This is a genomic window from Streptococcus sp. oral taxon 056 str. F0418, from assembly GCF_000220065.1.
Taxonomy (GTDB): domain Bacteria; phylum Bacillota; class Bacilli; order Lactobacillales; family Streptococcaceae; genus Streptococcus.
Genome location: NZ_AFQU01000001.1, coordinates 198,020 through 215,741, shown reverse-complemented (window position 1 = coordinate 215,741; position 17,722 = coordinate 198,020). Strand labels below are relative to the sequence as shown.

Genomic DNA, 17,722 nt, shown 5'->3' with positions numbered 1-17,722 from the left:
TAAAAAAAGGAGAAATTTATCATGCCAAAACAAAAAACACACCGCGCATCAGCTAAACGTTTCAAACGTACAGGTTCTGGTGGCTTGAAACGTTTCCGTGCTTACACTTCACACCGTTTCCACGGAAAAACTAAGAAACAACGTCGTCATCTTCGTAAAGCATCTATGGTGCATTCAGGAGATTTCAAACGTATCAAAGCAATGCTTACTCGCTTGAAATAAGAGCTAGTTAATCACTGAACATTCTAGGAAATATTGGAGGATATAAAACATGGCACGTGTTAAAGGTGGCGTTGTATCACGCAAACGTCGTAAACGTATTTTAAAATTAGCTAAAGGTTACTATGGAGCAAAACATATCTTGTTCCGTACTGCAAAAGAGCAAGTAATGAACTCTTACTACTATGCATACCGTGACCGTCGTCAGAAAAAACGTGACTTCCGCAAATTGTGGATCACTCGTATCAATGCGGCAGCTCGTATGAACGGACTTTCATACTCACAATTGATGCATGGTTTGAAATTGGCAGAAATTGAAGTAAACCGTAAAATGCTTGCTGACTTAGCTGTTAATGACGCAGCTGCTTTCACAGCTCTTGCTGATGCAGCTAAAGCAAAGCTTGGTAAATAATTATGAATGGTCCCTATGGACCATTTTTATATTTAAGTCTACAAGATTTTCTTTAAAAAAATACAATCAAGCATGATATAATAGAAGTGAGAGGAGATAAATCATATGGCTTCAAAAATGCTACATACTTGTTTACGAGTGGAAAATCTAGAAAAATCAATCGCTTTTTATCAAGAGGCTTTTGGTTTTAAGGAGTTACGTCGTAAAGACTTTCCAGATTATCAATTCACTATTGTGTATCTTGGTTTGGATGGTGATGACTATGAATTAGAATTAACATATAATTATGATCATGGTCCTTATGTCATTGGAGATGGCTATGCTCATATCGCATTAAGCACACCAGATTTGGAAGCTTTGCATGCGCAACATAGCCAAGCTGGATACGAAGTGACTGATCTCAAGGGTCTTCCTGGCAATGCTCCTAATTATTATTTTGTTAAAGATCCGGATGGTTATAAGGTAGAAGTTATCCGAGAAAAAACACTTTAAAAAAGGACGATATTTCCGTCCTTTTTGTTATACTAGCGAGTCTTTCTTATTTGGGCTGGTGTTTGGGCGTAGTATTGGTAAAACTTTTTATAAAAATAGGTTTTATTGCTAAATCCAACTGTTTGACTAATGTTTTCGATAGTTAAGTCGGTGGATTCAATCAGTAACTTTGCTGTCATCAGTCTCTTTTGATTGACTAATTCGGTGAAAGTTTTATTGCTTTTTTGTTTGACTAAGTTGCTTAGATAGTTTTTATTGAACTTTAGTTTTTTAGCGGCTTCTGTTAGATTGATTGTGCAATAATCTTTATCAATAAGTTCCAATACTTGATAGAATGGTTCGTCTTTGTTAGTGGATAATTGTTTTTGGGCTGAGGGAAGAGAACGAGCCAGTTCCAGAAGTAGGATCCCCAAGTAATGGTTTAAAATATCTTGGGAGAATGCTCTTGGAAAAAAATATTCCTCAATCATTGCCTGTAAAATAGGAGCTGTTTTCTTTATGGTTTTGGCCTGTAAAATTAAAAAATTTTCTTGGTTTGACAGCCCAGAGTGGCTATTCAGCAGGATATGGTATAAGATACTATTATTGCCCTGCATCTTTTCAAGCGTATCTAAAGATAGTTCACTATTCTTAAAAAGGATATTTACAACAATATCTTGAGAATTTAATCTTTCAATTTTATGGCGACTTCCGATATCCATGAGGAGTATGTCTCCTTTTTTTAAAAGATATTCTTGTCCGTTAATGACCTGCTTGCATGATCCGTGAAGGACATAATTTAGTTCTAAAAATTGGTGGGAATGTTCAGGATAGACAGCATAGCGGTTATGCTTGCTTATATAAATATCTTTGTTTGTAAAGAAAGATTCATTTGTAAGTGAGGGATTTTCTTGCTCCATTTCTCCATAGTCAGGAATAAATGTTCCTGTCTTTTTTTGTTTTTGCTCAAATTCATTTTCTTTTAATAAAAACTCTAAAATTGAAATCACTTACAAACTCCTGTATATTTGATACGCTTATTCTGTTTTATAGATATTGTAGCATATTTTTAATTATTGTTAAATAAGGTTATCAATATGAAGAAGGGGGAATCGCATGACTTATCATCTGGCGATTGACATTGGAGCATCAAGTGGTCGATTGATACTTGCAGATTATAAAGAGTGCAAGTGGGTTTTATCTGAAATTTATCGTTTTAAGAATGGTTTTCATTATGTAGATGGTCATGATCGTTGGGATGTCGATGAGCTTTTTCATCAGATACTACTAGGATTAGAAAAAGCCAAACAAAAGGGGATAACAAAGTGTACGTTAGGAATTGATACATGGGCAGTAGATTATGTTTTACTGAAAGATGGTCTGGCGCTCATGCCACCTATAGCTTATCGAGATAGGAGAACAGAAGGTGCTATGGAAGAGGTTTTTCAAAAACTTTCTGCTGAGATGATCTATCAAAAAACAGGGATTCAATTGTTAAATTTTAATACACTTTTTCAATATACTAAAGAAGACAAGAGACTGTTAAATGAGACAGATGTAAGCCTTCTGATACCAGATTATCTAATGTATCGTCTGACAGAAAAAGTAGTGGCTGAAAAAACAAATGCTTCAACTACTCAACTTTTAAATATCCATACCGCTGATTATGATGATTCCTTGCTGAAACTAGCTGGAATAAAGAGGAAGCAGCTACCAGATTTAATTGATGCTGGGAGTTATATTGGTAAGATTTTACCAGATTTATCTAAAAAATATAATTTGCCTGTAGTATCAGTTTATACAGTTGCAAGTCATGATACTGCTTCAGCAATAGTTGGTATTCCATCGGAGGCGGAAAATTTTGCTTATATCTCTAGTGGAACATGGTCTCTTATCGGGATAGAAAATGATGCTCCTATTGTGACAAAAGGGAGCCTTGAAGCAAATTATACTAACGAGTGGGGAGCTTATGGCACCTTCAGATTTCTTAAAAATATCACTGGTATGTGGATTGTTCAGGAGATTGCTAGAAATCTAGATTATAAATATAGTTATTCAGAAATGGCTGAGAAAGCATCTGAAGTAGCTCCTTTTGAACAGTTTGTCGATCTAGATGAAGAGCGTTTCTCCAATCCAACAAATATGATAGAGGAAATACAGTCCTATTGCCGAGAACATGGAGAGAAGATTCCTGAAACAGTAGGGGAATTGACGATGTGCGCATATTCAAACTTGGCGCTTCTCTATGCTCGGGAGTGGAAGAGATTAGAAAGATTGACAGGAAATGTACTGGATGTACTGCACATTGTTGGCGGAGGCTCCAATGTATCTCTCCTCAATCAATTAACAGCAAACCTCATTCAAAAAACAGTCATTGCGGGCCCAAGTGAAGCGACAGCGATAGGAAATTTATTGGTCCAGCTCATCGCTACTGGCGAGTTTGCTGATATAAGAGAGGCTCGCCGCTTTCTTAAAAATCAAGTTAATCTACAAAAATTTGAACCGCAAGCAGTATCATCCCAAGATTTGATACAAACTTTTGAGGAAAAAATGAAGAAAAGGAGTCAACGATGAACAATCAAGAAAAGATAGAGACGGCTTATCAAGTGGCGAAGGAACGTTATGCAGCTATTGGGGTTGATACCGATGCTGTTTTAGAAAAGTTGCAAGGTATTAAAATATCTATTCACTGCTGGCAAGGTGATGATGTAAGAGGTTTTTTGAATCCTGATGGAGATTTGACTGGTGGGATCATGTCTACAGGTAATTATCCTGGAGCTGCTCATTCACCTGATCAATTACGACAAGATTTGGAAAAAGCCTATTCACTGATTCCTGGTAAGCATAAGCTAAATCTTCATGCTATCTATCTAGATACGGATGAGCAGGTGGATTTAAATGAAATTGAGCCAAAACACTTTGAAAAATGGGTGGATTGGGCCAAACAAGAAGGTTTGGGACTAGATTTTAATCCAACGTTTTTCTCGCATCCTATGATGAAAGATGGTTTTACGCTATCTAGTCCTGATAAAAAAGTGCGTGATTTTTGGATTGAGCATGGCAAGCGTTGTCGCAAAATTGGTGCTTATTTTGGAAAAAAACTGGGGGAGACTTGTTACACAAATTTCTGGGTACCTGATGGTTTTAAAGACAATCCAATCGATCGCTTGAGCCCACGTAAGCGTTTGATGGAATCTTTGGATGAAATTTTCGAAGAAGACATTGATGAACAGTATAATATTGATACAGTAGAAAGTAAGCTTTTCGGATTGGGAGCAGAAGCTTATACGGTCGGATCGCATGAGTTTTATATGGGGTATGGCTTAACACGTAATAAGACGATCTTACTTGATGCTGGACATTTTCATCCAACAGAAGTGATTTCCAATAAATTATCATCTATTTCTATCTTTAGCAGTGGCTTGATGCTACATGTTTCTCGTCCAGTTCGTTGGGATTCAGATCATGTGGTTATTATGGATGATGAATTACAAGAGATTGCAAAAGAATTAGTTCGCAATGATTTGCTAGATAAGACAGCGATTGGACTTGATTTTTTTGACGCAACGATTAATCGTGTAGCTGCTTGGGTGATTGGCACACGAAATACTCAAAAAGCGCTTCTCAAAGCCTTACTAGAACCAACTGAAAAATTAAAAGAAATGGAATTAGATCTTGACTATACAGCGCGTCTGGTTTATTTAGAGGAGTTGAAAGACTTCCCTTATAGTGATATTTGGAACTATTTTTGCTTGAAGAACCATGTGCCAATAGGATTGGATTGGTTACAGGAAGTGAGAGCTTACGAAGAAGAGGTTCTGTTTAAGCGTTAATAGAAATGAGGAAAAGAAAATGGCAAAATTTGTTGATTCAGTATTTGTAAGAAAAATGTGCGAGGTAACCCATGAATCTTATCTAAGGTACTGGGATGAGCGCAATGGTGGAAATGTTTCTGTACGATTGACCTCAGAAGAAGTTGCAGCATTTGATGATGTTGTTGAGGTTAAAGAGGAGTTGGATTTAGGGTTTGATGCGAGCCCGTTATCTGGATTTTACTATCTTGTAACTGGCACAGGACGTTACTTTAGAAATGTTATAGGAAATCCTGAAAATGATTTAGGGCTTATACGGATTAGTTCGAATGGAAAAAAAGCTGAATTGCTTTGGGGATTTTCTGATGGTGGCAAACCTACATCAGAGTTTCCAAGTCATCTCATGAGCCATATTGAGCGCTTAAAAGTTAATCCAGAGCAACGTGTGATTTTTCATTGTCATCCTACCAATGTCATTGCACTTTCATTTACCCAGCCTCTGGAAGAACGGCATATTTCTCGGCTTCTCTGGAAGATGCAGGCAGAGTCTATCGTTGTGTTTCCAGAAGGAATAGGTATCATTCCTTATATGACACCAGGTACCAATAAAATCGGACAAGCAACTGCTGAAAAAATGTCAGAGTTTCAGGCAGTTCTTTGGCCACATCATGGGCTTTTTGCTGCTGGAAACTCATTGGACGAGACATTTGGTCTTGTTGAAGTTATTGAGAAAGCTGCTATGATTTACTCACAAATTGGATCCCAAGGTGGTCGTATTATGCAAGAGATTTCAGATGATGAATTGCGTGAAATAGCGGATTATTTTGGTAGAAAACCACATGTAGGTTTTTTGGAAGAATGATATATGGTGTGTTGCAAAAAAGAGAGAATAGAGCTGGATTGTAAAAATCCAATTCTATTCTCTCTTTATTATTTATCAGCAACTAATTCGTCTGTAGGAAGACTTTTTTGTAAAAAGATGATATTGAAATTAGTTTAGATATACATTATGATCATTTTAAAATAATAGTTTGATCAATTATTTTTTATACATTCAACACTTTATCCAAGAAGTCTTTTAATCGTGGGTGTTGAGGATTGTCAAAGATTTGGTCAGGTGTACCATCTTCTAGAAATTCTCCGTCAGCTGTAAAGATTACACGGTTAGCGACCTTGCGAGCAAATCCCATTTCGTGTGTAACGATAATCATGGTCATTCCTTGCTCCGCTAGCTCTTTCATAACATTGAGAACATCGCCGACCATTTCAGGGTCAAGTGCAGAAGTAGGTTCATCGAAAAGCATAATATCGGGATTCATAGCTAAACCACGTGCGATCGCAACGCGTTGCTTTTGACCACCTGATAAGCTGTTGGGATCAGCATCAGCTTTATCAGCTAGTCCGACCTTTTCTAATAATTCCATTCCAAGTTTATCTGCTTCGGCTTGGCTCATAATCTTGTGTTCAACAGGGGCAAAAGTGATATTTTGTAAGACAGTCATGTGAGGGAAAAGATTAAAATGTTGAAAAACCATCCCAATATTTTCACGGACTACATCAACATTCGTCTTTTTATCAGTCAAGTCGAAGCCATCAACAGTAATGGTCCCGCTTGTTACCTCTTCTAGCAAATTGAGGCTGCGTAAAAAGGTTGATTTTCCTGATCCTGAAGGGCCTATAATACAGACAACATCACCTTCATAGAATTGAGCAGTAATCCCCTTGAGAACCTCATTTTCTCCATAGTATTTGTGGAGATCATTTACATCAATTTTTAATTTTGCCATTAATGAATCCTCTTTTCTAAGCGTTTTGCAAGTCTTGTAAGAAAAGTAATAATCAAGAGATAAAGTACCGCTAAAATTGCATACATACGGAAGCTTTGGTAGTTACGTGCAATGATATTTTTACCTGTTTGGAAAAGCTCCATCAGTCCAATCGCTGAGACGATTGTTGTATCTTTCAGTGCGATGACAAACTGGTTGACAAAGTTTGGAAGCATGATTTTGGTAGCTTGTGGTAGGATGACTTTTCTCATTGTCTTTGAGTAAGAAATACCTAAACTTCGACTGGCTTCCATTTGTCCGACAGGTACGGCCTGAATTCCTCCACGGACAATCTCTGCGATATATGCACCTGAGTTCAGTGAAAGAGCGATTGTTCCGGCAACAAAATCATTAATCGGGCTTTGTTGATTTGTGATAGACTCGATTAAATTAGGAATGCCCCAGAAGATAAAGGCAGCGAGTATCATCAAAGGAATGCCGCGAATCACGTCGACAAAAATTGTTGCAATAAGGCGTAATGATTTATAAGGGCTTACGCTAAACATACCAAATATGATACCAATTAAAATAGCGATAGCAAAAGAAAGTAGGGCTAAGGCGATGGTTACACCAAGTCCGCTAAGAAGTTGTGGGAGGTTATTGGATAACAATCCCCAAATTGTTGATTCATCAACAGAAGATTCAGTTGATGAGTTATCTGCCAAGTATTTTTCAAGGATCTTATCATAAGTTCCATTTTCCTTTAGGTTAGCTAATCCATTGTTAAACATCTTGATCAACTCTGGATGGCTTCCTTTTTTAACCGCAAAGGCTAATTTCCCACTTGGTGTTCCTTCTACGGGTGTTTTAAATTTTTTACCTTGTTTGATGGCATATCTGATAACAGGTTCGTCATCCATGATAGCGGCTACGGATCCTGAATTTAAACTATCATAAAGAGAGGCGCCATCTGAGAAAGTTTTGATTTTATAACCATACTTGGTTTGATTGTCTGTTAAGAAAGTTTGAGAAGCAGTTCCGTTTTTAACTCCGACTGTTTTTCCTTTTAAATCTTTGTATGAAGATATAGTGCTGGATTCTGATACAGCTAATATAGAATTTGCTGAATAGTAAGAATCGGAAAAATCAAACGTTTCTTTTCGAGTGTCTGTCACGGTCATGCCAGCAATCATACCATCTGCTTGGCCAGATTGCACAGCGTTTAGCGCCGCATCAAAACCTGGGTTATTTATTTGGATAGTGAAACCTTGATCTTCAGCAATAGCCTTAATCAGGTCCATATCAATACCAGTATACTGGTTGCTTTCGTTTTGAAAAACAAATGGCGCAAAAGAAGAGTCACTAGAGATAATATATGTTGACTTTACAGGAGTAGCCTTGTCTGCTGCCTGTACTATTCCATTAGAAAAAGGTATCAATGTAATAAATGTTAGTAAAAGTGCTATAATTTTTTGTTTCATACAAGCCTCCTTTTTAGAATATGCTAAGATTATACCAAAAACAATTGTCTTTAGCAAATTATTAAGCATTATATGTTATATTATCTGACATAATATTTTGAAGCATTGAATTTTTGACTTAAAAAATAGGAAAGCTTCATTAAAATGTGCATTCTTTACATGCAAATCCTTAAGAAAACACAACGTTCAGGTATTAAGCTATAAGCATAACCCAAAAGTCTGAGAAAGAAAGGCAAATATGGTAAAATGATAGAAGCACAATTTGAGGAATAAAAGATGATTAACAGAATAACAGATAATAAATTTGAATTGGTTTCCAAGTATGAACCTTCAGGTGACCAGCCACAGGCTATTGAGCAGTTGGTGGATAATATCGAGGGGGGCGAGAAGGCTCAGATTCTCATGGGGGCGACTGGTACTGGTAAGACCTATACCATGAGCCAGGTTATCGCTCAGGTCAACAAGCCAACTCTGGTTATCGCCCATAATAAAACCCTGGCAGGCCAGCTTTATGGTGAGTTCAAGGAGTTTTTCCCCAATAATGCGGTGGAATACTTCGTTTCCTACTATGATTATTACCAGCCTGAGGCCTATGTGCCTTCCAGCGATACTTATATCGAAAAGGATAGCTCGGTCAATGACGAGATTGATAAGCTCCGTCACTCAGCGACATCAGCTCTCTTGGAGCGTAATGATGTGATTGTCGTGGCTTCGGTTTCTTGTATCTATGGTTTGGGATCACCTAAGGAATACTCTGATAGCGTGGTTAGTCTGCGTCCTGGACTAGAGATTTCTCGTGATAAGCTGCTTAATGACTTAGTAGATATCCAGTTCGAGCGCAATGACATTGACTTTCAGCGGGGGAAATTCCGTGTTCGAGGTGATGTGGTAGAGATTTTCCCGGCTTCTCGTGATGAACATGCTTTTCGGGTAGAGTTTTTCGGAGATGAGATTGACAGGATTCGTGAGGTTGAAGCCTTGACCGGTCGAGTCTTAGGTGAGGTGGATCATTTAGCCATTTTCCCAGCCACTCACTTCGTGACCAATGAAGATCATATGGAAGTAGCCATTGCCAAGATTCAGGCGGAGCTGGAGGAGCAACTTGCTATCTTTGAGAAGGAAGGTAAGCTTCTGGAAGCTCAGCGCTTGAAGCAGCGCACGGAGTACGATATCGAAATGCTGCGTGAAATGGGCTATACGAATGGTGTTGAGAACTATTCTCGCCATATGGATGGTCGAAGTGAAGGAGAGCCGCCTTATACCCTTCTGGACTTTTTCCCTGATGATTTCTTGATTATGATTGACGAGAGTCATATGACCATGGGACAGATTCGGGGCATGTACAATGGTGACCGCTCTCGTAAGGAGATGCTGGTTAATTATGGTTTCCGCTTGCCATCTGCCTTGGACAACCGTCCGCTGCGCCGAGAAGAATTTGAAAGCCATGTTCACCAAATTGTCTATGTATCGGCTACGCCGGGCGACTATGAACATGAACAGACGGATACTGTTATTGAGCAGATTATCCGGCCGACAGGGCTTCTGGATCCAGAGGTGGAAGTCCGTCCAACTATGGGACAGATTGATGATCTCTTAGGTGAAATTAATGCCCGTGTTGAAAAGAATGAGCGGACCTTTATCACAACCTTGACCAAGAAAATGGCTGAAGATTTGACGGACTACTTCAAGGAAATGGGTGTCAAGGTCAAGTACATGCACTCAGACATTAAGACCTTGGAGCGGACTGAGATTATCCGAGACCTGCGCTTAGGTGTCTTTGATGTTCTGGTTGGGATTAACCTGCTGCGCGAGGGAATTGACGTGCCTGAGGTTAGCCTAGTAGCCATTCTTGATGCGGACAAGGAAGGTTTCCTCCGCAACGAACGCGGTCTTATCCAGACTATTGGTCGGGCGGCCCGCAACAGCGAAGGACATGTGATTATGTATGCGGACACCATAACCCAGTCCATGCAGTGTGCTATCGATGAAACTGCCCGTCGTCGGGCAATCCAGATGGCATATAACGAAGAGCATGGCATTGTACCGCAGACCATCAAGAAAGAAATCCGCGACCTGATCAGCGTGACAAAGGCTGCCCTGCCAGACAAGGAAGAAACTGTCGAAATCGAAAGCCTCAACAAGCAAGAACGCAAGGACATGATCAAGAAACTGGAAGGACAAATGCAAGAAGCAGCTGGACTTCTGGACTTCGAACTGGCTGCACAGATTCGCGATATGATTCTGGAAATAAAGGCGATGGATTGAGGGATAAATATGGTCTGTTTAAGAAAACTAGCGGAAGAAGATTTAATGCCTTTGTGGGAAATTGCTTATTTGCACCCCAATCCAATTTGGAAACAGTACGACGCTCCTTACTTTGATGATTATCAGTATTTTCCAAATTTTGAAGAGTTTAAACTACAAAAATCAGAATATTTTTTAAATAACTCGAATCGTTTAGGAATTTTTGTAGATTGCAAACTAGTTGGAACTGTTTCACGTTATTGGGAATGCCAGAAAACAAGATGGATGGAATTAGGAATTAGTATCTATGTGAGTGAATACTGGAATGCTGGCATAGGAAGAAATGCTATGTTGCAGTGGATAGATAGGACCTTTCAGGATTATTTAGAGCTAGAGCATTTGGGTTTGACGACATGGTCAGGGAATTTTAGTATGATGAAATTGGCTGAAAAATTAAGAATGAAAAAAGAAGCTCATATTCCAAAAGTTCGTTATTATCAAGGTGTTTATTTTGATAGTATTAAATACGGCATTTTGAGAGAAGAATGGGAGAAAACAAATGGTCATCACTATCAAAACAATGGAAACAGCTGAGGAGATAGAAAGTAAATCCTTCGTTCATTGGCAAACGTGGCGAGAAGCTTATGATGAGATTTTGCCTGCGGAATTTCAAGAGCAGATGACTTTGGATAAGTGCCGGTTTTATAGTCAAAAGTATCCTGAAAATACCTTGATCGCTTTGGATGATGCTAAAGTGGTCGGCTTTGTTAGTTACGGTGATTTTCGAGATCCAGCTACGATAGCGGGTGAAATTTTCGCTTTATATGTCTTAAAAGATTATTATGGCAAGGGTGTAGGACAGCAGCTTATGCAGACTGCTTTTGCTGCCTTGGATGATTATCAAGAGATTATATTATGGGTTTTAGAAGATAACAAACGTGCCATCGCCTTTTATGAAAAAATGGGTTTTGTTTTTGACAGTGAGGAAAAAGTCATCGACTTAGGAAAAGCCGTGAAAGAAAAACGGATGATTTACGTTAGAAACTCGAACAGTTAGTCTGAAAACAATAGATATATTTGTAAGGAGCACACATGCGTTATGTACTTTTACTCCGCGGCATCAATGTCGGCGGGAAAAACAAGGTCGTTATGGCTGATCTGAAGAAGGATTTGGACGGGTTGGGTTTTGAAAATCCAGCTTCCTACATCAATAGTGGCAATCTTTTCTTTGATAGCGAGGAGCAGGAGGAGAGGATTCGGGAGATATTGTCGGCTTATTTTAGACAGTCTTACGATTTTCCTCTGCCTTTTGTCCTTGTCAGCTCTGCTATGCTTCAAAAAGAAACAGCCAATTTGCCTAGTTGGTGGCAGGATGAAACAGCCTTTCGCCGAGATGTTCTCTTTTATTTGCCGGAGGCAGACAGGGAGAGTGTTCAAGAACTGGCAGGCAGTTGGGCGAATGACAAGGAGCAACTGCATTTTGGGCAGACGGCTTTCTTTTATAGCAATGCTGACCAAGCGGATTATCTCAAGTCCAACTACCATAAGAAACTGCTCAAATCTAGTTTTTACAAGCAACTAACCATCCGAAACGGCAAGACTTTCCAGAAGATTGTGGAGTTGGTAAATGAACAGTAAAACTAAAATAAAAAGTTTCAGTTAACAAGTTTTGTCTTTGCTTAGAAAAAATTGGCTAGCAAAAGCTTTTTAAATTATTTCGTCTTAATAGTTGTTGCGATTGGTGTGGCATTTTTAATGTTTTGAAATAAAAGTATGCCTAAACTATTTTGTCATTTTTATTATATAGCCTTTTCATTGTTTTATAGAGATAAAATTAGAACACGGAGAAGGTTTTCTGAGACCATTACGAAACTTGAATTTTTCTTGTGTTTGGTTTCCAATTGCGACTTATATTTTTTAGTAAAGCTAGGCTTGCTATTCTTATTGCTATTAATTTAGAAAGGAAGAAGAATGTCTCGTTCTCAAGAAACAATTCTAACAAACATCTGTCTTGTCGAAGATGTATCGTGTGCTAAAGTCCTAATGCAGTATCGTTCTCCTGAGCGCTATCGTTGGTCTGGATATGCCTTTCCAGGTGGTCACATCGAGAAGGGCGAGTCCCTCCATGATGCGGTAGTGCGTGAGATTTTAGAGGAAACAGGTTTGACTATTACTCATCCAAAATTGGTTGGAGTTAAAAACTGGCATACGGATGAAGGGATTCGCTATATCGTCTTTTGCTACAAAGCGACCGAATTTTCTGGTCAGATTCATTCAACAGAAGAAGGCGAGATTTCTTGGGTAGATAAGGCTACTCTTTCACAGCTGGACTTGGCCTACGATATGTTAGAACTTCTGCGTATGATGGAAGATGAGGAACTGTCAGAATATTACTATCACGAGCGCATCGAAGGCGGCTGGCGCAAGAGTATGTATTAAAAAATGTTTCCTTTTGTATTTGAAGTGCAAAGATAGAAAGGTAGATGACTGACATGATTGCACTATGGATTGCTATTGTTGCATTTTTTCTTTTTGGCTTAAACCATTTTTTTTCTTCCAGAAATGCTGGATTCGGTTTGAGATTTCCATTTGCTTTTCATACTTTAAAAGGATGGAAGCAGAGCCAATCTAGGTTTTATAGATTAGTGATGCTACTTAATATACTCATTTTTCTTTATTCTTTGTACATAGATTTAAATGAGATTAGAGTCATGGCCTTGTCAATTATTAGTATTGTATTTTCTGGGATATTAATTTTTTTAATCTCTTTTAAAGAATAGTTTGATTGTTTTATCAATGATTTTTATACCCACTATTTATTATTCGTAAACCTGTAGACATAGGAGTATGTACTTAAAAGACTGACTAGGTTGTATCCTAATCAGTCTTTTTTAATGTTATTCCAGCAAAAATCCTAAATCTCTCAAAGCAGCTTCGACATAGTCTAAATCTTGCTGAGAGTCAGCTTGAATTAGGTGATAGTGAACTCCATCTGTCAGCTCAGACAGTGGGCGGAATTGAGATTCTTTGACTTGTTGCAGAAAATGCTGAACATCCCGACGGCAAGTCAGTTTTAGGTAAGTTTGGATTTCGCCATATACTGGGTGCTCAATCAGAATATTCTGTACACGCCCGCCATTGTCTACTATAGCTAGCAGTTCAGCTTCCATATCTTCAGCCCTATGCTGAATTTTGAACAGTTGATGGACAGCGTTACTCTCTTCATGGTCTTTATACAGATAGCCACGGTTTGTTGAGAGGATGGGTGCACCGTCAGCCCGCAATAATGCAATGTCTTGCACGATTATCTGCCTTGTTACATGAAAGTGCTCAGCTAGTGACTGACCGTTTAACGCTGATGGGGATTCTTTTAATAGTTCTAATAATTGTTGTTTTCTTTGCTTTGTCATAGCTTCATTTTAAGATAAATAGGGATAAGTTGCAAGGCTTATCTGATTTTTTTCAAAGCTTGAAAAATAAAATCAGAAATCAAAAAGTCTACGATACTGTGAATAATAGTACCAAAGCCAACTAAGATAAACAATAAATAGAAAAGATTACCACTTGGATAAGCAGTGGAGCTGTAAAAAATAACGCAGACAACCACTTCCCCTAAAGCATGAATAACAGCTAAAACAATGTTAAAAATCCATTTTTTAGCCGGAACATTTAATGTATCGGGTGATTTTTTTAAATAAAACGCACCAAGAGAGCCAAACAAAATATGGGAGAAGGCTCGCAAGACAATTACAAATGGATAACCAGCTATTAAAAAACCAAATGTCGAACCTAGGATGACAATTACCGCCATCAGAGGAGAGATAAACATGGCTAAAAAGATAGCGACGTGACTAGCCAGTGTATAAGATGCAGGTGGGATGACAATTTTAAGGGGCATTACCATTGGGATAGCAATAGCAAGAGCTGTTAACAAAGCTGTTAAGGTCAAAAATTGATTCCTAGATTTAGGGTACATAATAATCTCCTTTGAATTAAGTGTATATACAGTAGTATAGTATAATGTTTTGACTAAAAAGTCAATAGATACATCTTGTTTTTATTACAAAATGGACAAAGGGAGCTATTTTTCATTTAAGCTGAGGCATGGTATAATATGTTAAGTAGTTTGTCTAGAAAGAGGTACAGCATGAACGAAATTAAATGTCCTAATTGTGGTGAGGTTTTTACAGTCAATGAGAGTCAATACAGTGAGCTTTTGTCGCAGGTTCGGACAGCAGAGTTTGACAAGGAAATTCATGATCGGATTAAGCAGGAGTTGGCTTTGGCAGAGCAAAAATCTCAAAACACTCACCAAGCGATACTTTCACAAAAAGAACAAGAAATCAGCAATCTTAAAAGCGAAATTGCTCAGTTTAAGACCCAGCAGGAACTGGCAAAGAAAGAGGTAGAGCAGGCAGCTAGTCTTCAGTTACAAGAAAAAGACAAGGAAGTGCAGCGATTGGAAAGTCAGCTGACTACTCTACGCTTGGAGCATGAAAATCAGTTGCAAAAGACTTTGTCTGCACTGGAAAAAGAGCGCGATGAGGTAAAGAATCAACTAACCTTGCAAGAAAAAGAAGCAGCACTCGCCCAGACTTCTCTCAAAGAGCGCTATGAGGTAGAGCTTCGACAGAAAGACGAAACCATAGAGTTTTACAAGGATTTCAAGGCCAAGCAGTCCACTAAGATGATTGGTGAGAGTTTGGAACAGCACTGCGAGTACGAGTTTAACAAAAACCGCATGGCCATGTTTCCACGAGCGGAGTTTGGCAAGGACAATGATGCCAGAACCGGCAGCAAGGGTGACTACATTTACCGCGAGGTAGATGAAAATGGTGTAGAAATTCTCTCCATCATGTTTGAGATGAAAAATGAAGGTGATGAGACAGCGACCAAGAAGAAAAACGAGCATTTCTTCAAAGAGCTTGATAAAGATCGGTGTGAGAAAGGCTGTGAATATGCCATTCTAGTGACACTTCTCGAGGCTGATAGCGAACTCTACAATTCGGGTATTGTTGATGTGTCCTATGCCTATGAGAAGATGTATGTTATCCGGCCTCAGTTCTTCCTGCCCATGATTACCCTCTTACGGAATGCTGCGCTTAACTCGCTCCAGTACAAGCAAGAGCTGGCCTTGGTGAGAGAGCAGAATATTGATATTACGCATTTTGAGGAAGATTTGGATGCCTTTAAAGTAGCTTTCGCCAAGAACTATCAGTCTGCTTCGACCAACTTTGGCAAGGCCATCGAAGAGATTGATAAAGCAATCCGCAGGATGGAAGAAATCAAGAAATTCCTGACAACCTCTGAAAATCAGCTGCGCTTAGCGAATAACAAACTGGACGACGTCTCTGTCAAAAAACTGACGCGTAAAAATCCAACTATGAAGGCTAAGTTTGAAGCCTTAGAGAAGAAGTGAGATGGTAAGCAATGAATGGAATTATTAATTTAAGAAAAGAAGCGGGGATGACCTCGCACGATGCGGTATTTAAGCTGCGCAAGATTTTAAAAACCAAGAAAATCGGTCATGGGGGAACCTTGGATCCGGATGTGATCGGGGTGCTTCCGATTGCTGTGGGCAAGGCGACGCGCTTGGTCGAGTTTATGCAGGAGGAAGGCAAGGTCTACGAGGGGGAGATTACACTAGGCTGCTCAACAACCACAGAGGATGCCAGTGGAGACATCCTAGAGCGGACGCCGGTGACAGAGCTTTTAGAAGAAGCTCTCATTGATGAAGCGATGGAGTCCATGACTGGTGAGATTCGCCAGATTCCGCCCATGTACTCTGCAGTCAAGGTCAATGGCCGCAAGCTTTATGAGTATGTAAGAGTGGGTCAAGAAGTGGAGCGGCCAGAGCGGAAGGTGACCATATATAGTTTCGAGCGTACCAGTCCGATTTCCTATGAAGGTGAACAAGCACGCTTTCGTTTTCGAGTCAAATGCAGCAAGGGGACCTATGTCCGAACTCTGTCTGTTGATTTGGGAGCCAAGCTTGGCCTTGCCAGTCACATGTCCCAGCTGACACGGACTTCCTCAGCAGGTATGAGCTTAGATGATGCCTTGACCCTAGATGAAATAGCAGAGCGAGTAGCAGTAGATGATTTCTCCTTCCTCCAACCACTCGAATTAGGAATCGGAGATTTACTGAGAGTTGAGCTCTCTGACGAGCAAGTTGAGGATGTGAAAAACGGTCGTTTTATCAGCTTGATGTCAGAAGAAGCTGAACTAGCTGGCTTTTATAAGGAGAAGTTAGTAGCGATTTTAGAAAAACGAGAGGATCGATATAAGCCTCGCAAGGTCTTTCTCTGATATTTTATGATAGAATAGAAGAATGAAAACAATTCGCATTTCAAATGAAAAAGATATTCAACAAGTTGAAGATACTGTTTTAGTATTGGGCTATTTTGATGGACTTCATAGAGGGCACCAAGCACTTTTTGCAGAAGCGAGAAAAATTGCTTCAGAAAAACAATTAAAAATCGCTGTTCTAACATTCCCAGAATCACCAAAACTCGCTTTCGTGCGCTTTCAACCTGATTTGTTGCTTCATCTCAATAGTCCTGAGGAAAGAGAGCAGTTACTTGCAAAGCAAGGGGTGGATTATTTTTATTTGATTGACTTTACTAGTCATTTTTCAGCAAATACGGCGGCTGATTTTTTTGAAAAATACATTAAGAGCCTTAAAGCAAAGGTCGTGGTTGCTGGATTTGATTATCATTTCGGCTCAGATAGGCGAGAAGTTCATGAGTTGAATCAATTTTTCGATGGACAAATTATCATTGTTCCATCAATTAATCATGAAAATGAAAAAATTTCTTCAACCCGCATCCGGAAAGCTATCAAAGAAGGTAGTGTAGCTGAAGCGACGCGATTATTAAGCTATCCTTTTTCGACTAGAGGGATTGTTGTGCATGGGAATGCTCGTGGTCGTACAATCGGCTATCCAACAGCAAACTTAGCGCCACTCGATCGGGTGTTTTTACCTGCAGATGGAGTTTATGTGGTAGATGTGGAGCATAAGGGGCATAAATACAGAGGAATGGCTAGTGTCGGTAAAAATGTGACCTTTGAGGGAGATGAGCTTCGCTTTGAGGCAAATATTTTTGATTTTTCAGGTGAGATCTACGGTGATACGATACGTATTTTTTGGCTGGATAAAATTCGTGATATGATTAAATTTGATGGTGTAGAAAGCTTACTTGCTCAGTTGAAAGCTGATGAAAAAATAGCTCGACTATGGCAAGGATAAAAGATGAAGCTTTGATACAAAAAAGTATAGTCAAGTGCCTATATTTTTAGTATAATAGAAGTAGTTAC

General features: G+C 39.2%; 19 protein-coding genes and 1 pseudogene. 15 read left to right on the top strand and 5 right to left on the bottom strand.

All coding sequences use genetic code 11. The annotated features are described in order from the left end of the window. The first annotated feature begins 21 nt into the window (after positions 1 to 21). From rpmI to gloA, 3 genes are all read left to right on the top strand, one after another. On the top strand, positions 22 to 222 hold the full coding sequence (gene rpmI / locus HMPREF9182_RS01090; protein ID WP_001125942.1) for a 50S ribosomal protein L35: 201 nt from the start codon (positions 22 to 24) through the stop codon (positions 220 to 222). Positions 223 to 271: 49 nt separating this feature from the next. Beyond that, positions 272 to 631: a 50S ribosomal protein L20 gene (gene rplT, locus HMPREF9182_RS01085; RefSeq protein ID WP_000124834.1), complete on the top strand. Its 360-nt coding sequence runs from the start codon at positions 272 to 274 to the stop codon at positions 629 to 631. A gap of 105 nt (positions 632 to 736) precedes the next feature. Continuing rightward, positions 737 to 1,123, top strand: coding sequence for a lactoylglutathione lyase (gene gloA / locus HMPREF9182_RS01080; RefSeq protein ID WP_009754207.1), 387 nt, complete (start codon positions 737 to 739; stop codon positions 1,121 to 1,123). Between the two features lie 32 nt (positions 1,124 to 1,155). On the opposite strand, the gene HMPREF9182_RS01075 is transcribed toward gloA, so the two are convergent. Beyond that, on the bottom strand, positions 1,156 to 2,112 hold the full coding sequence (locus tag HMPREF9182_RS01075) for a helix-turn-helix domain-containing protein (protein WP_009755098.1): 957 nt from the start codon (positions 2,110 to 2,112) through the stop codon (positions 1,156 to 1,158). 106 nt (positions 2,113 to 2,218) lie between these two features. Between HMPREF9182_RS01075 and rhaB the strand changes: the two genes are divergently transcribed. From rhaB to rhaD, 3 genes are read left to right on the top strand one after another with little or no spacing between them, the layout of a single operon-like run. Further along, positions 2,219 to 3,676: a rhamnulokinase gene (gene rhaB / locus HMPREF9182_RS01070; RefSeq protein WP_009443895.1), complete on the top strand. Its 1,458-nt coding sequence runs from the start codon at positions 2,219 to 2,221 to the stop codon at positions 3,674 to 3,676. Next, the gene (gene rhaA, locus HMPREF9182_RS01065) at positions 3,673 to 4,935 is read left to right on the top strand and encodes an L-rhamnose isomerase (protein ID WP_009754887.1); all 1,263 of its coding nucleotides are present in this window, start codon (positions 3,673 to 3,675) and stop codon (positions 4,933 to 4,935) included. Before rhaB ends, rhaA begins: the two co-directional genes overlap by 4 nt. Positions 4,936 to 4,954: 19 nt before the next feature. Then, the gene (gene rhaD, locus HMPREF9182_RS01060) at positions 4,955 to 5,776 is read left to right on the top strand and encodes a rhamnulose-1-phosphate aldolase (protein ID WP_009443560.1); all 822 of its coding nucleotides are present in this window, start codon (positions 4,955 to 4,957) and stop codon (positions 5,774 to 5,776) included. Between the two features lie 184 nt (positions 5,777 to 5,960). On the opposite strand, the gene HMPREF9182_RS01055 is transcribed toward rhaD, so the two are convergent. Both HMPREF9182_RS01055 and HMPREF9182_RS01050 read right to left on the bottom strand, forming a co-directional pair. Further along, a complete protein-coding gene (locus tag HMPREF9182_RS01055) occupies positions 5,961 to 6,701 on the bottom strand; it encodes an amino acid ABC transporter ATP-binding protein (protein ID WP_009754725.1) in 741 nt (246 codons plus the stop codon). Next, a pseudogene (locus HMPREF9182_RS01050) lies at positions 6,701 to 8,089 on the bottom strand (amino acid ABC transporter substrate-binding protein/permease); the annotation flags it as partial. The pseudogene HMPREF9182_RS01050 and the gene HMPREF9182_RS01055, both read right to left, overlap by 1 nt. Before the next feature lie 348 nt (positions 8,090 to 8,437). Here HMPREF9182_RS01050 and uvrB point away from each other — a divergent pair. The 6 genes from uvrB (at position 8,438) to HMPREF9182_RS01020 (ending at position 13,185) form a co-directional block, all read left to right on the top strand. Continuing rightward, positions 8,438 to 10,426 carry an excinuclease ABC subunit UvrB gene (gene uvrB / locus HMPREF9182_RS01045; RefSeq protein WP_009443362.1) on the top strand — a complete coding sequence of 663 codons (1,989 nt, stop codon included), beginning with the start codon at positions 8,438 to 8,440 and terminating at the stop codon, positions 10,424 to 10,426. A gap of 9 nt (positions 10,427 to 10,435) precedes the next feature. Then, entirely contained in the window at positions 10,436 to 10,999 is a 564-nt protein-coding gene (locus HMPREF9182_RS01040) for a GNAT family N-acetyltransferase (protein ID WP_009754400.1), read from the top strand. Then, the gene (locus HMPREF9182_RS01035; RefSeq protein WP_009754407.1) at positions 10,965 to 11,462 is read left to right on the top strand and encodes a GNAT family N-acetyltransferase; all 498 of its coding nucleotides are present in this window, start codon (positions 10,965 to 10,967) and stop codon (positions 11,460 to 11,462) included. Before HMPREF9182_RS01040 ends, HMPREF9182_RS01035 begins: the two co-directional genes overlap by 35 nt. 35 nt (positions 11,463 to 11,497) lie before the next feature. After that, positions 11,498 to 12,043, top strand: a complete 546-nt coding sequence (locus HMPREF9182_RS01030; RefSeq protein ID WP_009443317.1) for a DUF1697 domain-containing protein — start codon at positions 11,498 to 11,500, stop codon at positions 12,041 to 12,043. Positions 12,044 to 12,376: 333 nt separating this feature from the next. Next, positions 12,377 to 12,844 (top strand): 8-oxo-dGTP diphosphatase, encoded by a 468-nt coding sequence (locus tag HMPREF9182_RS01025; protein ID WP_009754564.1) that lies wholly within the window; start codon positions 12,377 to 12,379, stop codon positions 12,842 to 12,844. 44 nt (positions 12,845 to 12,888) lie between these two features. Continuing rightward, a complete protein-coding gene (locus tag HMPREF9182_RS01020; RefSeq protein WP_037602481.1) occupies positions 12,889 to 13,185 on the top strand; it encodes a hypothetical protein in 297 nt (98 codons plus the stop codon). Between the two features lie 117 nt (positions 13,186 to 13,302). Here the strand turns inward: HMPREF9182_RS01020 and HMPREF9182_RS01015 are convergent, their stop codons facing one another. Both HMPREF9182_RS01015 and HMPREF9182_RS01010 read right to left on the bottom strand, forming a co-directional pair. Next, complete coding sequence (locus HMPREF9182_RS01015; RefSeq protein ID WP_009443181.1) at positions 13,303 to 13,815, bottom strand: transcription repressor NadR; 513 nt, start codon at positions 13,813 to 13,815, stop codon at positions 13,303 to 13,305. A gap of 38 nt (positions 13,816 to 13,853) precedes the next feature. Next, positions 13,854 to 14,381 carry a hypothetical protein gene (locus HMPREF9182_RS01010; protein WP_009754208.1) on the bottom strand — a complete coding sequence of 176 codons (528 nt, stop codon included), beginning with the start codon at positions 14,379 to 14,381 and terminating at the stop codon, positions 13,854 to 13,856. 171 nt (positions 14,382 to 14,552) lie between these two features. On the opposite strand from HMPREF9182_RS01010, the gene HMPREF9182_RS01005 reads away from it, so the two are divergent. The 3 genes from HMPREF9182_RS01005 to HMPREF9182_RS00995 are packed head-to-tail and all read left to right on the top strand — an operon-like array spanning position 14,553 to position 17,654. After that, positions 14,553 to 15,824 carry a DUF2130 domain-containing protein gene (locus tag HMPREF9182_RS01005; RefSeq protein WP_009443175.1) on the top strand — a complete coding sequence of 424 codons (1,272 nt, stop codon included), beginning with the start codon at positions 14,553 to 14,555 and terminating at the stop codon, positions 15,822 to 15,824. Between the two features lie 11 nt (positions 15,825 to 15,835). Next, on the top strand, positions 15,836 to 16,714 hold the full coding sequence (gene truB, locus HMPREF9182_RS01000) for a tRNA pseudouridine(55) synthase TruB (protein WP_009443795.1): 879 nt from the start codon (positions 15,836 to 15,838) through the stop codon (positions 16,712 to 16,714). A gap of 22 nt (positions 16,715 to 16,736) precedes the next feature. Next, the gene (locus tag HMPREF9182_RS00995; RefSeq protein ID WP_009755030.1) at positions 16,737 to 17,654 is read left to right on the top strand and encodes a bifunctional riboflavin kinase/FAD synthetase; all 918 of its coding nucleotides are present in this window, start codon (positions 16,737 to 16,739) and stop codon (positions 17,652 to 17,654) included. The last annotated feature ends 68 nt before the right edge of the window (positions 17,655 to 17,722 follow it).